This window comes from Pseudomonas sp. I3-I5 (assembly GCF_022699445.1).
GTDB classification, from domain to species: domain Bacteria; phylum Pseudomonadota; class Gammaproteobacteria; order Pseudomonadales; family Pseudomonadaceae; genus Aquipseudomonas; species Aquipseudomonas fulva.
Genome location: NZ_CP093940.1, coordinates 2,204,425 through 2,219,854 on the forward strand (window position 1 = coordinate 2,204,425; position 15,430 = coordinate 2,219,854).

The window sequence follows — 15,430 nt, forward strand, 5'->3', positions numbered from 1 at the left end:
GCCTGGCTTCAGTGCAACGCGGCGAGGGGCTGCGCCTCACCTCTGAAGGGCGCGTAGTCACGCAGTTGCGCGGCGGACAGGGGCCGACTGAAATGATAGCCTTGGGCAACATCGCACCCCGCCAGGCGCAAGCACACGACCTGCTCGCGGGTCTCCACGCCCTCGGCCACCACCACCAGCCCCAGGCGCTTGGCCAGGATGATGGTGGAGGCCACGATGGGGCTGTCGTCCGGACTGTTGGAGAGCGAGGCGATCAGGGATCGATCAATCTTCAGCTTGCTCAGGGGCAGTGCATGCAGATGGGCAAAGCCTGCATAGCCCCGGCCGAAGTCGTCCAGGCTGATCCCGATGCCTGCCTGGCGCAGGCGATGCAAATGCTCGATTGCCGGGCCCTCTGGGTCGAGGATGGTGGTTTCGGTGATCTCCAGTTCCAGGTGCTCGGGCGCAATGCCGTGGTCGCTCAGGTGACTGAGCAGACGCGCGGCGAAGTCAGGCTGAAGCAGCTGCAGGGCAGATACGTTGACGGCCAGACGGACCAGTCGACCTTCCATCTGCCAGGCCGACAAGGCCTCGCAGGCAAGGCGCAGCACTTCCCAGCCCAGCTCGACGATAAAGCCGCTGCGTTCGGCCAGGGCGATGAAACGGTCGGGGTAGAGCAGGCCGAACTCCGGATGCTGCCAACGCACAAGCGCTTCATAGCCTGCGACCTGGTGGTCATCGAGATCGATCTGCGCTTGGTAATGCAGGACGAATTGCCTGCCTGCCAGTGCCGTGCCAAAAGCTTGCTCCAGGGTAAATGCCTGGATGTCGGCCACGTTCAGGGAGGGGTCGAAGTAGCGGTACTGCGCGCGGCCTGCCTGTTTGGCCGAATACATGGCCGCGTCGGCGCTGCGCACCAGGCTGTCGATGTCCTGGCCATCGCGCGGGCAGATACTGACCCCGATACTGGGACTGGTATTGACCTCCTGGCCATCCAGGGCATAGGTGGCCGACAGCCTGCGCACGAGTTCGCGTACCCAGGCATCGATCTGCTCCTCGCTGCGCTCGCCTGCGAGCAGCACGACAAACTCATCGCCACCAAAGCGCGAGGCTTCATCGCCGGGTTCGAGCAAGCGCTGGATGCGGCCGGCCACGGCCTGCAACAGCAGGTCACCGACCTTGTGGCCTAGCGAATCGTTGATGGACTTGAAGCGGTCCATGTCGATGAAAAGGATGGCCATCAGTTGCCGCCTGCCACGCTGATGGATCAGCGCAGCACCTGCCACTTCGACGAATTGACGACGGTTGTGCAGGCCGCTGAGATGATCGGTGGCGGCGGCATGGCTGCTGCGCCGGTGTGCATCCTCCAGGCGCCCGATCAGCTGCTGGTTGATGTGCTGGGCTTGCTCCAGCGCCGTGAAGGCGTCCTGACGCTTGCGCAGCAGGCGCAGGGTCCAAGCCAGGCTGGCCAGGATCATCAGCGTCATGCCAAGGGTCAGCCAGAACTGCCGGGCATAGGCCGCGTCGACGGCCCCGGTGATCTCGTTCTCGCGCTGGCCGATGATGAGGGTAAAGCCATGCTCGGGCCGGCGCCTGAAGACGCTCTGGTAAGCGTCACCCTCCAAATACTGGGTCAGCGCGCCCGCAGGGGGGCCATCGATTGGCAGTGGCGGCTGTAAGGCAGCAGTGATCGGCACCAAGCCGCGATTGCCGATGCGCAGGCTTTCCGTGCCGTCGGCCTGCCACACACTCACGCGGGTCGAGTCGCCCAACTCCACCTCTTGCAGCAATTGCGTCAAGGGCTGGGCGGCGAGGTGCACTGCAACCAACGTGCTGCATGCTTTGGACTGCTCAGGTGAGGGCATGAGGAACGGGGAGGCGGTCGCACACGCTGCGCCGTCGGTAGCTGCTTGGGCACGGTCGAGCAATTGGCTGACGCTCTCGGCAAGCAGGTTGGCCAGCCGCTGATGTTCGCTGCCACGGTTGATCAGGGCGTCCTGCCGAGCAGTGGATTTCTGCGCAACATGCACCCCCCACAGAAAGGCCAACGAGGCAGCGCACAGCAGCAGGATCAGCAGCCTGAGCAGGCTCGCCGACGAGAGTGAACGTCGTGTCAATTGCAGTGTTTCCCGGCCTTGGATGAGGCCCGGACACTACGACAGCAACATGACAGGACCATGACTAATGGCAAATAGCCTGTAGCGATGCCTGCACGAAGGATGACAGCCGCGGGTCTAGTCGGGTATACCTTGCCGCTACCAAGGGGAGCCCGATAACGGGCTGAGAAACCGCTGAGCCTGGTGCAGCGCGGTGACCCTTCGAACCTGATCCGGATAATGCCGGCGAAGGGATGGGGTGCAATTCCACCTGCCTTTCTGCCGGTCTCAAGGCGAGACCCCATTCATGACGATTGTCCAGGTCTCGCTGCCACCTCCACCAAGGACAGCGCCATGACCGAAGGTTTCACCCAGACCCTGCGCCGCCAGAGCGAGGCGACATGGGCCGCCGCCACGGGCCATCGTTTCGTGACTCAACTGTGTGACGGCAGCCTGCCTGACCCGATCATGATCGACTACCTGGTCCAGGATCATCGCTTTCTGGACAGCTTCCTGATGCTGCTGGGCGCCGCCATTGCCAGTGCCGACACCTTCGAGGCGCGCCTGCGCCTGGGGCGATTCGCGGGCATGATCAGCAGCGAGGAGAACACCTACTTTCTGCGGGCGTTCCAGGCGCTGGGTGTCAGCCCGGCGCAGCGTGAAGCGCCGATGGACACGGTGCCCACGGCGGCCTTCAAGGCCATCATGCGCGAAGCGGCCGCCACCCGCTCGTATGCCGCAGCGCTGGCAGTGCTGAACGTCGCCGAAGGCCTTTACCTGGACTGGGCGCTGCGCGCGCCCAAGCCCCTGCCGCCGCGCTTCATCCACGCCGAATGGATTACCCTGCACGACAATGCGGATTTCCAGGCTTTCGTGGCGTTCCTGCACGCCGAACTGGATCGCGTCGGCCCTCTGCAGGCCGCCGTGGCGCAAGACTTTCACCAGCGCACCTTGGCGTTGGAGCTGGCCTTCTTCGACGCCATCTACCCGGAGGCTCAATGAACATGGACATTTTCGATCGGCTCAAGCAGGCCGCTGCACCGCAGTGGCACAGTTACGTGGACCATGCATTCGTGCAGCAGATGGGCGATGGTACGTTGAGTGAAGCCGCATTTCGGGCCTATCTGGTGCAGGACTATCTCTTCCTCATTCAGTTTGCCCGCGCCTGGGCGCTGGCGGCTTACAAAAGCAGGCGGCCCGCCGATATCCGTGCCGCTCAGGCGGGGCTCGCAGCGATTCTCGACGAAACCGACCTGCACGTGCGTTTGTGCGCACGCTGGGGCCTGAGCCAGGCTGACATCGAGGCCGCCCCCGAGCATCCGGCCACCGTGGCCTACACGCGGTATGTACTGGACTGCGGTGCTGCTGGCGACTTGCTGGAGCTGCACGTGGCGCTGGCGCCCTGTGTAATCGGCTACGCCGAGATCGGGCAGTCCCTGGCCGCACGTATCGGCAACCTGGCCGAGCACCCCTATCGCGAGTGGATCGGCGAATACGCCGGTGCCGGCTACCAGGCCGTCGCAGCAGCTGCACGCACCCATCTGGATTCATTGGCGGCCCGCAGCATGACGGATCAGCGGTTTGCCGAACTGGCCGCGATCTTTGCCCAAGCTTCGCGGCTCGAGGCCGACTTCTGGCAGATGGGTCTGGACATGGCGTGACGGGGCAGCCCCATGCCTGGATCGCCACTGGCTCCGTGCGCCATTGGCTGGCAAGCTGTGGTGCACAAGGGCTGGGTGCGGATGAACGCCGCGACTGGCCCGCAGCGCTCGAATACGATCCAGGACGAGGAAGGACAGCATGAACATCATCAATGCACGGCTGCGTGGCAAGCCTGGCCTGTTTCGCATCGAGCTGGCGGGCCAGCGTATTGGCGCGATCACCGCGCAGGACGCGGGCGTGCTGCCCGTGGCCGGCGCTGACCTGGATGCCGGCCAGAACCTGGTGGTACCACCCTTCGTCGAGCCCCACATCCACCTCGACGCGACCCTGACGGCCGGGCAGCCTGAGTGGAACATGAGTGGCACGTTGTTCGAGGGGATCGAGCGCTGGGCCCAGCGCAAGCAGAGCACCACCCATGAAGACATCAAGACCCGGGCCAAGACCACCCTAAACATGCTGGTCGATCATGGAATCCAGCATGTGCGCACGCATGTGGACGTTACCGAGCCCGGCCTGGTGGCACTCAAGGCCATGGTCGAGGTCCGCGATGAAGTGCGTGATCACGTGGACCTTCAGATCGTTGCCTTTCCTCAGGAGGGTATTGAATCCTACCCTGATGGCCGCGCATTGATGACCGAGGCGGTGGCCATCGGCGCCGATGTGGTTGGCGGCATTCCCCATTTCGAGAACACCCGTGAGCAGGGTGTGTCGTCGATCCAGTTCCTGATGGATTTGGCAGAACGCACCGGCTGCCTGGTGGACGTGCACTGCGACGAGACCGACGACCCGCAGTCGCGATTCCTGGAGGTACTGGCCGAACATGCTCGGGTCCGGCAGATGGGGGTAAGGGTGACTGCCAGCCACACCGTGGCCATGGGTTCGTACGACAATGCCTACTGCTCGAAGCTGTTTCGGCTGCTGAAGCTGTCAGGCATCAACTTCGTGTCATGCCCCACGGAGAGTATTCATCTGCAGGGGCGCTTTGACACCTATCCGAAGCGTCGCGGGGTCACCCGCGTAGCCGAACTCGACCGCGCGGGCATGAACGTGTGCTTCGGCCAGGACTCGATCGTCGATCCGTGGTACCCCTTGGGTAACGGCAATATCCTGCGGGTACTGGAGGCGGGCCTGCACATTTGTCACATGCTGGGCTATCAGGACCTGCAGCGCTGCCTGGACCTGATCACCGACAACAGTGCGCGCGCCTTGAACCTGGGTGAGGGCTATGGCATCGAGACCGGTCGCCCTGCGAACCTGCTGCTGCTCTCGGCTCCGGACGACTACGAGATGGTGCGCAGCCAGGGCCACGCGCTGGTGTCGGTGCGCAATGGAAAGGTACTGATGCGGCGCCGGCCTGCGCAGGTACAGCGCGAATTTTGAACCCGGCGCTTTCAGGCGCCGATGGCCGCCAGCACACAATCGGCGATCTGCGCATCCTGGATGGCCACGCCGGTCAGGTCGGCCAACGTGATCTGGTCATCAGACTCCCGGCCATGGGCTCGGCTTGCCAGCAGCGTTCCAAGTTCGACCAGTTGGCTAGCTGTGATCAGGCCTTTTGCGATCGCATGGGACACTTCGCCGTACTGGGTGCACTGAGTGACGGAGTCGACGACCACGCGGTCGGCCCTGGCGACCAGCGCAGGGTCCAGCTCTTGCTTGCCAGGCCCGTCCGCACCCACAGCGGTAATGTGAGTGCCTGGTTGTATCCAGTGCGCCTGCAACAGCGGCTGGCGCGAAGGGGTGGTACAAACGATGAGATTGGCAAGGCCGGCCAGTTCTGCGGCATCCAGTGTACTGCGCACGGTAAAGCCAAGTCCTCGCGCCATCGCGATGTAAGCGCCTAGTGCCTCGGCGTGACGCCCCCAGACGATCACCTGGCGGCAGTCGGTGACGCTGCGCAACTGCGCCAATTGCATCCTGGCCTGCATGCCTGTGCCCAGTATGCCGATGGCCTTGACCTGAGACGGCGCGAGCAGCCGTGCCGCGATCCGCCCCGCCAGTGCTGTGCGCATCGCCGTGAGCCAGCCTTGGTCCTGGAGCAGGGCCAGCGGCTGGCCGGTGTGGGCCGAAAAGACCATCATCAGCCCGTCGTTGCTCGGCAAGCCGTTGGACGGGTTGTCGTAAAAGCCGGTGGACACTTTGACAGTGAACGTGGGGCTGCCGGCTTTGTAGGCTGACTTGATGCAGCAATCCCCGTTGGTTTCGGCGAAGGTGAATGCTTGCACGGGCGGTACCTGGACGTTGCCAGCGGAATAGGCGATAAAACCCTCTTCGATGGCCCTCAGTGCTCGCTCGGTGTCCAGGCTCGCCAGGATCTGGGGCTTGGCGATCAGCTTCATTTCACGGCCTCGAGGAAGGTATCCAAGGCGATGTTACGCCCACACAGCACCACGGCCACACGCTTGCCCTGGTATCGGTGCGCGCATTTTTTCATGGCGCCCACGGCGACAGCTGCCGCGCCTTCGATGATCCAGCGCTCGCTACTGGCGATGTCGCGCATGGCGGCGCGTATTTGCGCTTCGCTGACCAATACGGTGTCGGTGAGCAAGGCCTTGCACAGGGGCAGGGTGATGGCGCCGGGCTCGACACCGCCCGCCGTGCCGTCGGACAGCGTGGCGCTGGCAGGGACCTCGACGATCTTGCCGGCCTTGAGCGACTGTTCGAGGGCTGGATCATTCTCGGGCCAGCAGCCGATGATATCGACACCCGGTGCCAGGGTCCGCAGGGCAGCGCCGATGCCGGCGATCATGCCGCCACCCCCCACCGCGACGAACACGGCGTCCAGGTCCGGCGCCTGCTCGAACAGCTCCATACCGATGGTGCCCTGGCCGGCGATCACCTGCAGATCGTTATAGGGCGATACGAAAGGCACACCCTTGGCCTGGGCTTGCCTGGCCGCTTCCAGTTCCGCGCTCAAGGGGTCGGTCGGCAGGCAGATCACTTCAGCGCCGAGGTTGCGCATGGCTTCGACTTTATAGGTGGACGCCGTCGTGGTGGTGTAGAGGGTCACCGGAACCCCGGCGGTCTTGCCGGCCAGGGCCAGCGCCTGGCCGTGGTTGCCGGACGAGGCGGCGATGACGCCGTGTTCACGTGCACTTTCTGGCAAAAGCCTGACTTTATTGCTGGCCCCGCGAAACTTGAAGGAACCTGTGGGTTGCAGGTGTTCGCACTTGAGCCATACGTCCACGCCAGTCGTTGCCGATAGAGCCTGGCTGCGCGTCAGCGGGGTTGTGCTCACGGCTGGCCGCAATGCGGCATGAGCATGCTTGATTGCCTCGAACAGAGCATCGAGGTCAGTTTCGCAAACGGTTGGCGTTGCAGGGTTGGACATGAGTTTCAGGCTCCGCATGGAATTTCCGTCTACGGTAGACCTGTTGTCTATAGTCTTGCAAACACTTCTTTTAGCGCGGAGCAGGCCTCGGCATCAAATTCGTCATGCCTTGAGCGCCTTCAGGTATTTGTAAACCGTCGCACGTCCCATGTTCAGCACATTGGCCACATAGTCCACGCCAGTTCGGCCTTCGAATGCGCCTTCGGCGTGCAAAGCCTGAACAAGACTGCGCTTGTCCTTCATCTGCAGTGTCTGCAGAGACAACGTGCGCGCCTTGAGCCAGGCATGCATGAAGGTATTGATGCGCTCCTGCCAGTCATCACGAAACAGCGCCTGGGGCTGCTCGACCAAGCGCCCCATCTGAAAGAACGCTTCCAACGCTTGGCGGGCGTTTTCAAGCACCGACAGGTCTAGGTTGATGCACAGCAAGTGCCGCGCGTCACCTTGCTCATCACGCAAGACCGTACTGATGGAGCGGACCTTCTGACCGTTCCAGTTCAACTTTTCATAAGGGCCCAGCTTGGCACCGCCGAGCAGGTCGCCCAGATCCTCGGCGATCGCCGAGTCATCACCCAAGCTTCGCTTGGAGATGTTGTTGGCGATATGCACCACCGTCTGGGTCTGCAGGTCATGGACGACGACTTCAGCGTGTGGATATAGCAGCAGGGCGATGCTTTCGGCGATGGCCTGGTAGTTCTCGAGCGACATGCGGGACCACTGTGCATTTTCAGGAAGCGCTTATGGTGGCCCTGGGAGCTCGCTCGCACAAGGCGCCGTATGGCACGCGAGCACAGGGTGTACGCCAACCTGCGCTGATTACGCTCAAGATGGGCTGAAAATCGGTATCACATTCGATAAGCCGTGATTATTCCATGTTAGCTAGGTCTTGTGTTTCCGGCTAATAACTAACAAAATCAGTATGTAATTACATAGTACATACAACATTACGAAATCGTAGGAGCGCGCATGGCACGTGGCGGGATCAACAAGGTGGTTGTGCAACAGGCCAGGCAGGCACTGATCGCAAGGGGGGAGAACCCCAGTATCGATGCCATCCGCATCGAGCTAGGCAACACGGGCTCGAAAACCACCATTCACCGCTACCTCAAGGAGCTCAACGGTCAGCAACCAATGTCCTCCGAGGGCGGCGCGCCAATCAGCGAGGTGCTAAGCCGCCTGGTAGGGCAGTTGGCGACGCAGCTGCAAGATGAAGCGGACGTGGTGATCGAGCGCGCTGAAAGCGTGTTCACCGAGCAGCGTGAAGCGCTCGAAGTGGCCTTGGCGACAGCCCAGCAAGCGCTTGCAGCGGGGGAACAACAGCACGAAATCGATGCAGCCGCCTTGCGCGAGGAATCGGAGAAACTCAGCAGCACCCTCAGTACGTTGCAGGCTGAGCAGCTGCGCAGCGCCAGCCTCAACCAGTCCTTGGGGGAACTGCAGGTGCGCCTTGCAGATAAGGATGAGCAGGTCAAATCCCTGGAAGACAAGCACCGGCACGCCCGCGATGCGCTTGAGCACTACCGCACGGCAAGCCGCGAGCAGCGCGAGCACGAGCAGCGTCGTCACGAGGCTCAACTGCAGCAGATGCAGGTCGAGGTACGGCAGTTACAGCAGGCCATGATCGTCAAGCAAGACGAGCTCACTCGCTTGCACCGTGATAACGAGCGCCTGCTGGGCGAGAACCGCCAGGCGAGCAACGAACGGCGGGCTCAGGAGCAGCTGCTTGAGCAGCGCGACGCCCAGATCCAAGGCTTGCGCACGATGCTGGCGCAGGCCCAGGGGGGTAGCGACGAGCTGCGCCGCCAACTGGATGTGCAGGCCAGAGTGCTGGAGGACAGTAGGGCGTCGTGTCGGGACCAGGCGCTCAAGCTTGAAGCGCTGGAGCGGGCGTTGGCCGAGAACCAAGCGTCGCTGCGCCTGTGTCAAGACCAGCTACGGGATGGCGAAGATAAATAAAACTTTCTGGCGCACCGGCTTTCTTCCCTAGACAGCCATTTGGAGAAGACCGCATGAGCGAACAAGGCACAACCCACGGCACGCAGCACGGGCCTCACTCGACTGACGATGCCGAGAAACCGGATGATCTTGGCTTTGACCCTGACTCTCCTGACCTCGATGATCCTCAGGTGGACCCGCAAGGCCCCGCTAAACCGCCACGGGATGTAGAGAAGAACACCTGAAAGACACGTACCAAACAAAAGGCCCTGGTCGCTAAGATCAGGGCCTTTTACATGATGCGTCCATATCAGGGCGGGCTTTGCCGGTGGTGACCAGTGAACGTCAGGCTTGCGCCTGTTTGTCCATTTCAGCCTGCTTGGCCGCCTCGACACCCTTGGCCGAGAGCTTGATCGGGTAGTTGAGCGTCACCTCATGATCAGCATCGACACTTACGCTACCATCGTGGATCAGGCCATCGTCCTGCAGCGATTTCAGCATGCCGGCCACGGCTTTTTCACCGCGGTAGTTGTCCAGCAGCTCCTTGCCCAGGCCATGAGGGTGAGCATGGTTGAGTCGAGTCAGAATTTCGCTTTTCAGTGCGTCGTTACTCATGCTTGCCTCACTTGCCGTGATGGGTTTGCAGTGCCTTGGCTTCTTCCAGGTGCTTTTCAAGGGTAGGCAAGGTCTTGGCAGCGAATGCCTTGAGCTCAGCCTTGTCCGAAGAAGCGGCTTCCTTCTTGAACAGTTCGACGGTTTTCTCGTGAGCATCGACTTGATTGTTCACGTAGGACTTGTCGAAGGACTCGTCACGCCATTCCAGAATCACTTTCTTCACTTTGTCGGTAATGGCCGCGTCATCGGGTACCGAGATGTCCAGCTTTTTCGCGATGTCTGCCAGCTCCTGGTTGGCCTGGGTATGGTCGGTCACCATATGCTGGGCAAAGGTCTTGATCTCAGCGTTCTGGCTCTTTTCCAGGGCAAGCTTACCGGTCACGATCTCTGCGATGCCGGCTTCGGTAGCCGCGTCTACGAAGTCGTCCGAGCTAGCAGCAAAGGCGTGAACCGAAGCCATGCCCAGCACCATGGAAAGGCCGACGCGCTTGATGAAGAGATTGCTCATGTTTCACTCCTTAAACGATGGCGCGACATCAGTGTCGCGTACTGTTGAGGGCGCGCGCAGGCCAAAGGTTTCATCTTTTTTGCATCATCAGGGTGTGGCAGTGGTCAACTGCGTTGACGAAGAACGTGCAGGGGATGTGCATGCGAAGCGCCAGGCAGACCGACGAAGAAACAGCCCTTGCGCTGGCGGGCCAGGGGCGAGCGGTGGCACTGTTTCGCCTGGTGCTGGCGTTCATGTTGGTGGTCATGACGACGTTCGCAGCCGTAGAGGGCTGGCGAATCTGGCGTGATTACCGGGACGCGTTCCACAATGCCGCGAACATGGTGACCAATCTGGCCCAGGCCACCGCACAGCATGCCGAGGACGCCATTCGCCAGGTCGATTCAATCAGCGCGGCGCTGGTGGAGCGGGTGGAGGGCGATGGGTTCGAGCACTTGGATCGCAAGCGCCTGCATGGGCTGCTCAGCCAGCAAGTACGCATCATTCCGCAACTTCACGGCCTGTTCATCTACGACAGCCACGGTCGCTGGCTCGTCACGGACCGGTCGGCAACGCCACCAGCTGCTAACAAGGGCGACCGTGATTACTTCATCTATCACCGCGACCATCCTGACAGCGCCATTCGTATCGGTGCAGTGGTGCGCAGCCGCTCGACGGGTGACCTGATCGTACCTATTTCAAGGCGTCTGAATTACCCGGATGGACGTTTTGCGGGGGTACTGCTGGGCACCATCAAGGTCGACTGGTTCGTGCGTTACTACGGAGAATTCAAGATCGACGAGCGTGGTGCGCTGGTGTTGGCCAAGCGCGACGGTACGATTTTGGTGCGGCGTCCATTCGTCGAGCCGCTGCTCGAACGCAACCTGGCCAACAGCGACATTTTCAAACACCACCTGCCTTACGCTCCCCAGGGATTGGTCGAAGCGGTAGCCGTTGTCGACGGCACGCCGCGCCTGTATGCCTACCGAGCCTTGGCCAGCTACCCACTGGTGGTCGAAGCGGGCCTTTCTCGCGAGTCGATCATCGCCCCCTGGCGCCAGGACGCGATCAAATCGCTGCTCGTGTTACTGGTGCTGGTCATGGTTCTTGCGTTGTTCGGTTGGGTGGTCCTGCGCCAGGTGCGCGAACGCATCGTGATCGAGCGCGCCCTGCACCAGGCACACCAGACGCTCAAGACCCTCGCCTTGACCGACAGCCTGACAGGGTTGGGCAATCGTCGCAGGTTGGACGCGGTGTTCGAGGCCGAGCTGCGCCGTGCCCGACGACAGGCGTACCCAGTGTGCGTGGTGATGCTCGACCTGGATCACTTCAAGGCCTACAACGACCGTTACGGACATGGGGCAGGCGATCAGTGCCTGCAGCGCGTTGGCGAACTGCTGCGCCAGGCTGCCCAGCGTCCGGCAGACCTGGCGGTACGCTACGGGGGCGAGGAATTTACCTTGCTGTTGCCCGACACGGATGTACGGGGAGCGAAGGTGTTTGTCGAGTCGCTGCAGCAAGCCCTGCGCAAGGAGATGATGGTGCATGCGGGCAGCCCACTTGGGATTGTTTCATTCAGTGCGGGTATTGCGGTGGCGGAACCCGCGCGCAGTGAACAGAGTGCGCAGCAGCTATTGGAAGCGGCAGATGCGGCCCTGTATGAAGCCAAGCGCCAGGGCCGGGACCGCTACGCGGTTGCTGATCCTGAAGTACGGCATGGGGATGCGGGCAGCCCGGCCTAGCCCCGGCAGGCACTGGCCTCACGCCTGAAGTTGCCAACGTACCGAACTGACGCCTTTCTCCAAGCTGACCCGGCTGACCAGCCGCTCCAACTGGGCTGGCGCCTGTGAGGTACCCAGTAGCTGGGCGCGCACCTCCAGCCGGGCCGGGTCTGCCAAGTCCTCGCTATGCAAGGACTGCAGGCGCAGTTGAGTCTCGCCGAAGCTGTGCAGCATCAAGCTGCGGACCTGAATTTCATCCTGGGCTCGACAGACGATACGCACCTCGAACTGCTGCTCCACCTCCGTGGCAGGCACCACCTCCTGGCGGTCGAGGCGCTGGGCAATATCGCGCAGCAAGATGTTGGCGCACAGCACGACCACTGCACCCAAGGTTGCTTCGAGCAGCAGCCCCAAGCTGCACAACACGCCAATGGCCGCGGTGCACCATAGCGTTGCGGCGGTGTTCAGCCCACGCACGTTGAAGCCGTCACGCATGATGACGCCGCCGCCCAGAAAACCGATGCCCGACACCACATAGGCCGCCACCCGGGAGGCATCGGTAGGTGCCATGCCCGGAACCGCCTGGGTCATCAGCACGAACAGGCAGGCACCCGTGCTGACCAGGCCATTGGTGCGCAGGCCAGTCAAGCGCTGACGCAGTTGACGCTCGGCGCCGATCAAGGCCCCTAGCAGCAGAGCGGTGCTGACACGCAGCAAGAATACGTTCCAATCCATAACAAACCTCTTCCGCGGGCACAGGCCCGCTTCAACGCCATCACTCAGGAGGGCGCGGTGGTAACAACCAGAGATGCGAAAGGACCACGGGAAAGGAGGGGGCGATGCTGTACATCGGCTACCTTGGCAACTCGGCCAGGCAGCATGGGAGACTGACTGGCTAGCGCGCTGCGTGGGCCTGTCGCAAGCGACTGGGGCTAGTGTCCAATGCAGGGCTCCTGTTGATGAATGCAAAAGTGCGGCGCGGACGATAAGCCCGACCCTTGATCAGGTCAAGGGTAAAAACATGACAATGGCTTCATCCGGAAAAGCCTGACAAGCCGGCGGGTACGATGGAAAAATCCACGTTCAATGGTTAACCTTTTGCTTTTTACGGACCGTCGCGGGCTGATTCATGCTGTTCAATATCCTCGTCCTGCTGGGCACACTGGTGGCCATGGAGGGTGTCGGCACCTTGGCGCACAAGTACATCATGCATGGCTGGGGCTGGTGGCTACATCGCTCGCACCACGAACCCCACCTGGGCGTGCTTGAAACCAACGACGTTTACCTGCTGGCACTGGCGGTCATTTCGCTGGCACTGGTGGCGGTTGGCAAGGCCGGGCACGCGCCATTGCAATGGGTCGGAGGCGGGGTGGCGACTTACGGCGCGCTGTACGTGATTGCGCATGATGGCTTTTTTCACCGTCATTGGCCACGCAAGATGCGCCCGGTGGGGCGCTACCTGACGCGCTTACACCGCGCCCATCGGTTGCACCATGCCGTCAAAGGGCGCGAGGGTGGTGTGTCGTTCGGTTTTTTCTACGCACCTCCGCTAAAGCGCCTGGTGCGCGAGCTGCGGCGCAACAGGGACGCCGGTCACTGAGATCTCACGCGCACAGGCGCTTTAGCTGAGCGAGTTCCCCCGCGATCCTACCGGTTCGGGCATACATTGCACTGTCTGGGTCTGCGCAGTAGCATGCGCGCTTTTCAGCCCAGGACTCGCTCTTCATGTCGTATCAGCAAGGTCTGCTTGCCACGCCCGTGCCGGTGCACGCGCGTCACCTGTTCTTTTCCATCGAGTCAACCGAGGCCGTGCCTGCGGCGTTAGACGCCTTGCTGGGCCATGTCGACGGCCTGCGCGTGACACTGGGTGTGGGCGCGCCGTTGGCAAAAGCGCTGAACGCTCACGTCGAAGGCCTGACCCCGTTCCCGCTGCTGGACGCCGCGGTCGAGAACCCCAGTACCCAGCACGCGCTGTGGCTATGGTTGCGGGGTGACGAACGCGGGGACCTGTATCTGCAGGCTCAGGCGCTGGAGCGCCTTCTAAGCCCGGCGTTCGCGCTGGTTGATCACGTTGATGGTTTCCTTCACCAAGGCGGCCGGGATCTGACCGGCTACGAAGACGGCACGGAAAACCCCAGTGGCGATGACGCCATCGAGGCCGCCATCCTGGGTGAAGGTGCGCCAGGGTTGCAGGGGTCGAGCTTCGCCGCATTTCAGCTGTGGAAGCACGACATGCAGTATTTCAAATCGCTGCCTCAGCAGGTGCAGGACAACATCATCGGCCGTCGCCTGAGCGACAACGAAGAGCTGGATGATGCGCCCGAGTCAGCGCATGTGAAGCGTACTGCCCAGGAAAGCTACGCGCCCGAAGCTTTCATGGTGCGTCGCTCGGTTTCCTGGGCTGACACCCGCGGTGCGGGACTGGCATTTGTGGCCTTGGGTACGTCTTTCACCTCGTTCGAGGTCCAGTTGCGCCGCATGAGTGGGATGGAAGACGGTGTGATCGATGCTCTGTATCAGTTCACCCGCCCGCTAACCGGAGGCTATTACTGGTGCCCGCCGATGACGCACGATGTTGTGGATCTGCGCCTGCTGTTGCAGGCTGAGCGTTAAACATCCAGATACACAAGATGATCGCAAGGCGTCTATGAAGAACTAGCATTGGATATTTCCGCTGTGTTACGGGAGAGTTCCTATGTATGGACGTCGGGAAGTCCTACGTGCAGGCGCTGCGATCGGTCTGCTGGCCGCCAGTCCCTGGCTGAGCGCAGCTGCACCGGCGAGCATGCTGTCGCGCCCCATCCCGTCAACGGATGAGCGACTGCCGGTGATCGGCGCTGGCACGTCAGGCAGCTTCGAAGTCGCGGCAGGCTCAGCGGACTATCGGCAGCTGTATCAAGTGCTTGAAGCCTTCTTCGCAGGTGGCGGGCGGGTCATCGACACCTCTCCCAATTATGGCGGAGCAGACAGTATCTTGGGGCAGTTGCTCGACGAAGGCGGGTGGCACCGCCAGTGCTTCATTGCCACCAAGATCGCCGCCAACAGCCGCGCAGATGCCCAGGCCCAATGGGCCGGCACGCTGCGCAGCCTGCGCACGGACAGCGTGGACCTGTTACAGGTGCACAACTTGCGTGACTGGCAGCAGCAGTTACCTTATGCACGTGAACTCAAGCAACAGGGCAAGACGCGGTATGTGGGCATTACCCACTATCTGAACGCTGGGCACGATGAAGTGGCCGCAATCGTGCGCAGCCAGGCCCTGGACTTCATCCAGATCAACTACGCGGTCAATGCCCCCGGCGCTGCGCGTGAGCTTCTTCCCCTGTGCCGTGACAAGGGTGTGGCGGTGCTGATCAACCGCGCCTTCGATGACGGTCGTCTGTTCGCCACGGTCAAGGACCGCGCGCTTCCAGAATGGGCACAGGAGCAGGGCATCGGTAGCTGGGCACAGCTGTTCCTGAAGTTCGCCCTCAGCCACCCGGCGGTCACCGCCGTCATACCGGCTACTGGCCGACTGGACCGTCAACTGGACCAGCTCAAGGCAGGGCAGGGCCCGTTGCTGACCCAAGCGCAGCAGCAAGCGCTCATCGAGCAGTTCTCCTGA

At 62.1% G+C, this 15,430-nt stretch carries 16 protein-coding genes and 1 riboswitch; of the genes, 9 read left to right on the forward strand and 7 right to left on the reverse strand.

From position 1 onward, the window contains the following. Window positions 1-8 precede the first annotated feature (8 nt). Window positions 9-2,096 carry an EAL domain-containing protein gene (locus tag MOP87_RS09885; protein ID WP_028687511.1) on the reverse strand — a complete coding sequence of 696 codons (2,088 nt, stop codon included), beginning with the start codon at window positions 2,094-2,096 and terminating at the stop codon, window positions 9-11. A gap of 134 nt (window positions 2,097-2,230) precedes the next feature. After that, a riboswitch (TPP riboswitch) is annotated at window positions 2,231-2,347 on the forward strand. Between the two features lie 82 nt (window positions 2,348-2,429). Between MOP87_RS09885 and MOP87_RS09890 the strand changes: the two genes are divergently transcribed. The 3 genes from MOP87_RS09890 (at window position 2,430) to codA (ending at window position 5,117) form a co-directional block, all read left to right on the forward strand. Then, entirely contained in the window at window positions 2,430-3,077 is a 648-nt protein-coding gene (locus tag MOP87_RS09890; protein ID WP_242810475.1) for a TenA family protein, read from the forward strand. Continuing rightward, entirely contained in the window at window positions 3,074-3,736 is a 663-nt protein-coding gene (gene tenA, locus MOP87_RS09895) for a thiaminase II (RefSeq protein ID WP_049695966.1), read from the forward strand. Before MOP87_RS09890 ends, tenA begins: the two co-directional genes overlap by 4 nt. A 139-nt stretch (window positions 3,737-3,875) precedes the next feature. Further along, on the forward strand, window positions 3,876-5,117 hold the full coding sequence (codA, locus tag MOP87_RS09900; RefSeq protein WP_140174273.1) for a cytosine deaminase: 1,242 nt from the start codon (window positions 3,876-3,878) through the stop codon (window positions 5,115-5,117). An 11-nt stretch (window positions 5,118-5,128) separates the two neighbouring features. On the opposite strand, the gene MOP87_RS09905 is transcribed toward codA, so the two are convergent. From MOP87_RS09905 to MOP87_RS09915, 3 genes are all read right to left on the reverse strand, one after another. Then, window positions 5,129-6,076 carry an ornithine cyclodeaminase family protein gene (locus MOP87_RS09905; RefSeq protein ID WP_125922216.1) on the reverse strand — a complete coding sequence of 316 codons (948 nt, stop codon included), beginning with the start codon at window positions 6,074-6,076 and terminating at the stop codon, window positions 5,129-5,131. Continuing rightward, window positions 6,073-7,068 carry a threonine/serine dehydratase gene (locus tag MOP87_RS09910; RefSeq protein WP_128610493.1) on the reverse strand — a complete coding sequence of 332 codons (996 nt, stop codon included), beginning with the start codon at window positions 7,066-7,068 and terminating at the stop codon, window positions 6,073-6,075. The genes MOP87_RS09905 and MOP87_RS09910 overlap by 4 nt, the downstream gene beginning before the upstream one ends. A gap of 102 nt (window positions 7,069-7,170) precedes the next feature. Then, on the reverse strand, window positions 7,171-7,776 hold the full coding sequence (locus tag MOP87_RS09915) for a PAS domain-containing protein (protein WP_028687516.1): 606 nt from the start codon (window positions 7,774-7,776) through the stop codon (window positions 7,171-7,173). 258 nt (window positions 7,777-8,034) lie between these two features. Here MOP87_RS09915 and MOP87_RS09920 point away from each other — a divergent pair, with 258 nt between their 5' ends. Beyond that, window positions 8,035-9,024, forward strand: coding sequence for a DNA-binding protein (locus tag MOP87_RS09920; protein WP_242810476.1), 990 nt, complete (start codon window positions 8,035-8,037; stop codon window positions 9,022-9,024). 53 nt (window positions 9,025-9,077) lie between these two features. Next, a complete protein-coding gene (locus tag MOP87_RS09925) occupies window positions 9,078-9,248 on the forward strand; it encodes a DUF6021 family protein (protein WP_165919237.1) in 171 nt (56 codons plus the stop codon). Between the two features lie 100 nt (window positions 9,249-9,348). Here MOP87_RS09925 and MOP87_RS09930 read toward each other — a convergent pair whose 3' ends face one another. Continuing rightward, window positions 9,349-9,618, reverse strand: coding sequence for a hypothetical protein (locus tag MOP87_RS09930; protein WP_028687518.1), 270 nt, complete (start codon window positions 9,616-9,618; stop codon window positions 9,349-9,351). 7 nt (window positions 9,619-9,625) lie between these two features. After that, complete coding sequence (locus MOP87_RS09935; RefSeq protein WP_027915612.1) at window positions 9,626-10,126, reverse strand: DUF4142 domain-containing protein; 501 nt, start codon at window positions 10,124-10,126, stop codon at window positions 9,626-9,628. A gap of 140 nt (window positions 10,127-10,266) precedes the next feature. Here MOP87_RS09935 and MOP87_RS09940 point away from each other — a divergent pair, with 140 nt between their 5' ends. Then, window positions 10,267-11,847, forward strand: coding sequence for a sensor domain-containing diguanylate cyclase (locus tag MOP87_RS09940; RefSeq protein WP_242810477.1), 1,581 nt, complete (start codon window positions 10,267-10,269; stop codon window positions 11,845-11,847). Between the two features lie 18 nt (window positions 11,848-11,865). Here MOP87_RS09940 and MOP87_RS09945 read toward each other — a convergent pair whose 3' ends face one another. Next, complete coding sequence (locus MOP87_RS09945) at window positions 11,866-12,561, reverse strand: MgtC/SapB family protein (protein ID WP_028687520.1); 696 nt, start codon at window positions 12,559-12,561, stop codon at window positions 11,866-11,868. 394 nt (window positions 12,562-12,955) lie between these two features. Between MOP87_RS09945 and MOP87_RS09950 the strand changes: the two genes are divergently transcribed. From MOP87_RS09950 to MOP87_RS09960, 3 genes are all read left to right on the forward strand, one after another. After that, window positions 12,956-13,426 (forward strand): sterol desaturase family protein, encoded by a 471-nt coding sequence (locus MOP87_RS09950; protein ID WP_242810478.1) that lies wholly within the window; start codon window positions 12,956-12,958, stop codon window positions 13,424-13,426. 125 nt (window positions 13,427-13,551) lie between these two features. After that, window positions 13,552-14,439, forward strand: a complete 888-nt coding sequence (locus tag MOP87_RS09955; protein WP_027915608.1) for a Dyp-type peroxidase — start codon at window positions 13,552-13,554, stop codon at window positions 14,437-14,439. An 82-nt stretch (window positions 14,440-14,521) separates the two neighbouring features. Further along, the gene (locus tag MOP87_RS09960) at window positions 14,522-15,430 is read left to right on the forward strand and encodes an aldo/keto reductase (protein ID WP_028687521.1); all 909 of its coding nucleotides are present in this window, start codon (window positions 14,522-14,524) and stop codon (window positions 15,428-15,430) included.

Coding starts and splice junctions, on each gene's coding strand:
- MOP87_RS09910 (WP_128610493.1), bottom strand. CDS start 7,068: ATGTCCAACCCTGCAACGCCAACCGTTTGCGAAACTGACCTCGATGCT.
- MOP87_RS09955 (WP_027915608.1), top strand. CDS start 13,552: ATGTCGTATCAGCAAGGTCTGCTTGCCACGCCCGTGCCGGTGCACGCG.
- MOP87_RS09920 (WP_242810476.1), top strand. CDS start 8,035: ATGGCACGTGGCGGGATCAACAAGGTGGTTGTGCAACAGGCCAGGCAG.
- tenA (WP_049695966.1), top strand. CDS start 3,074: ATGAACATGGACATTTTCGATCGGCTCAAGCAGGCCGCTGCACCGCAG.
- MOP87_RS09945 (WP_028687520.1), bottom strand. CDS start 12,561: ATGGATTGGAACGTATTCTTGCTGCGTGTCAGCACCGCTCTGCTGCTA.
- MOP87_RS09940 (WP_242810477.1), top strand. CDS start 10,267: ATGCGAAGCGCCAGGCAGACCGACGAAGAAACAGCCCTTGCGCTGGCG.
- MOP87_RS09930 (WP_028687518.1), bottom strand. CDS start 9,618: ATGAGTAACGACGCACTGAAAAGCGAAATTCTGACTCGACTCAACCAT.
- codA (WP_140174273.1), top strand. CDS start 3,876: ATGAACATCATCAATGCACGGCTGCGTGGCAAGCCTGGCCTGTTTCGC.
- MOP87_RS09950 (WP_242810478.1), top strand. CDS start 12,956: ATGCTGTTCAATATCCTCGTCCTGCTGGGCACACTGGTGGCCATGGAG.
- MOP87_RS09960 (WP_028687521.1), top strand. CDS start 14,522: ATGTATGGACGTCGGGAAGTCCTACGTGCAGGCGCTGCGATCGGTCTG.
- MOP87_RS09890 (WP_242810475.1), top strand. CDS start 2,430: ATGACCGAAGGTTTCACCCAGACCCTGCGCCGCCAGAGCGAGGCGACA.
- MOP87_RS09905 (WP_125922216.1), bottom strand. CDS start 6,076: ATGAAGCTGATCGCCAAGCCCCAGATCCTGGCGAGCCTGGACACCGAG.
- MOP87_RS09915 (WP_028687516.1), bottom strand. CDS start 7,776: ATGTCGCTCGAGAACTACCAGGCCATCGCCGAAAGCATCGCCCTGCTG.
- MOP87_RS09935 (WP_027915612.1), bottom strand. CDS start 10,126: ATGAGCAATCTCTTCATCAAGCGCGTCGGCCTTTCCATGGTGCTGGGC.
- MOP87_RS09925 (WP_165919237.1), top strand. CDS start 9,078: ATGAGCGAACAAGGCACAACCCACGGCACGCAGCACGGGCCTCACTCG.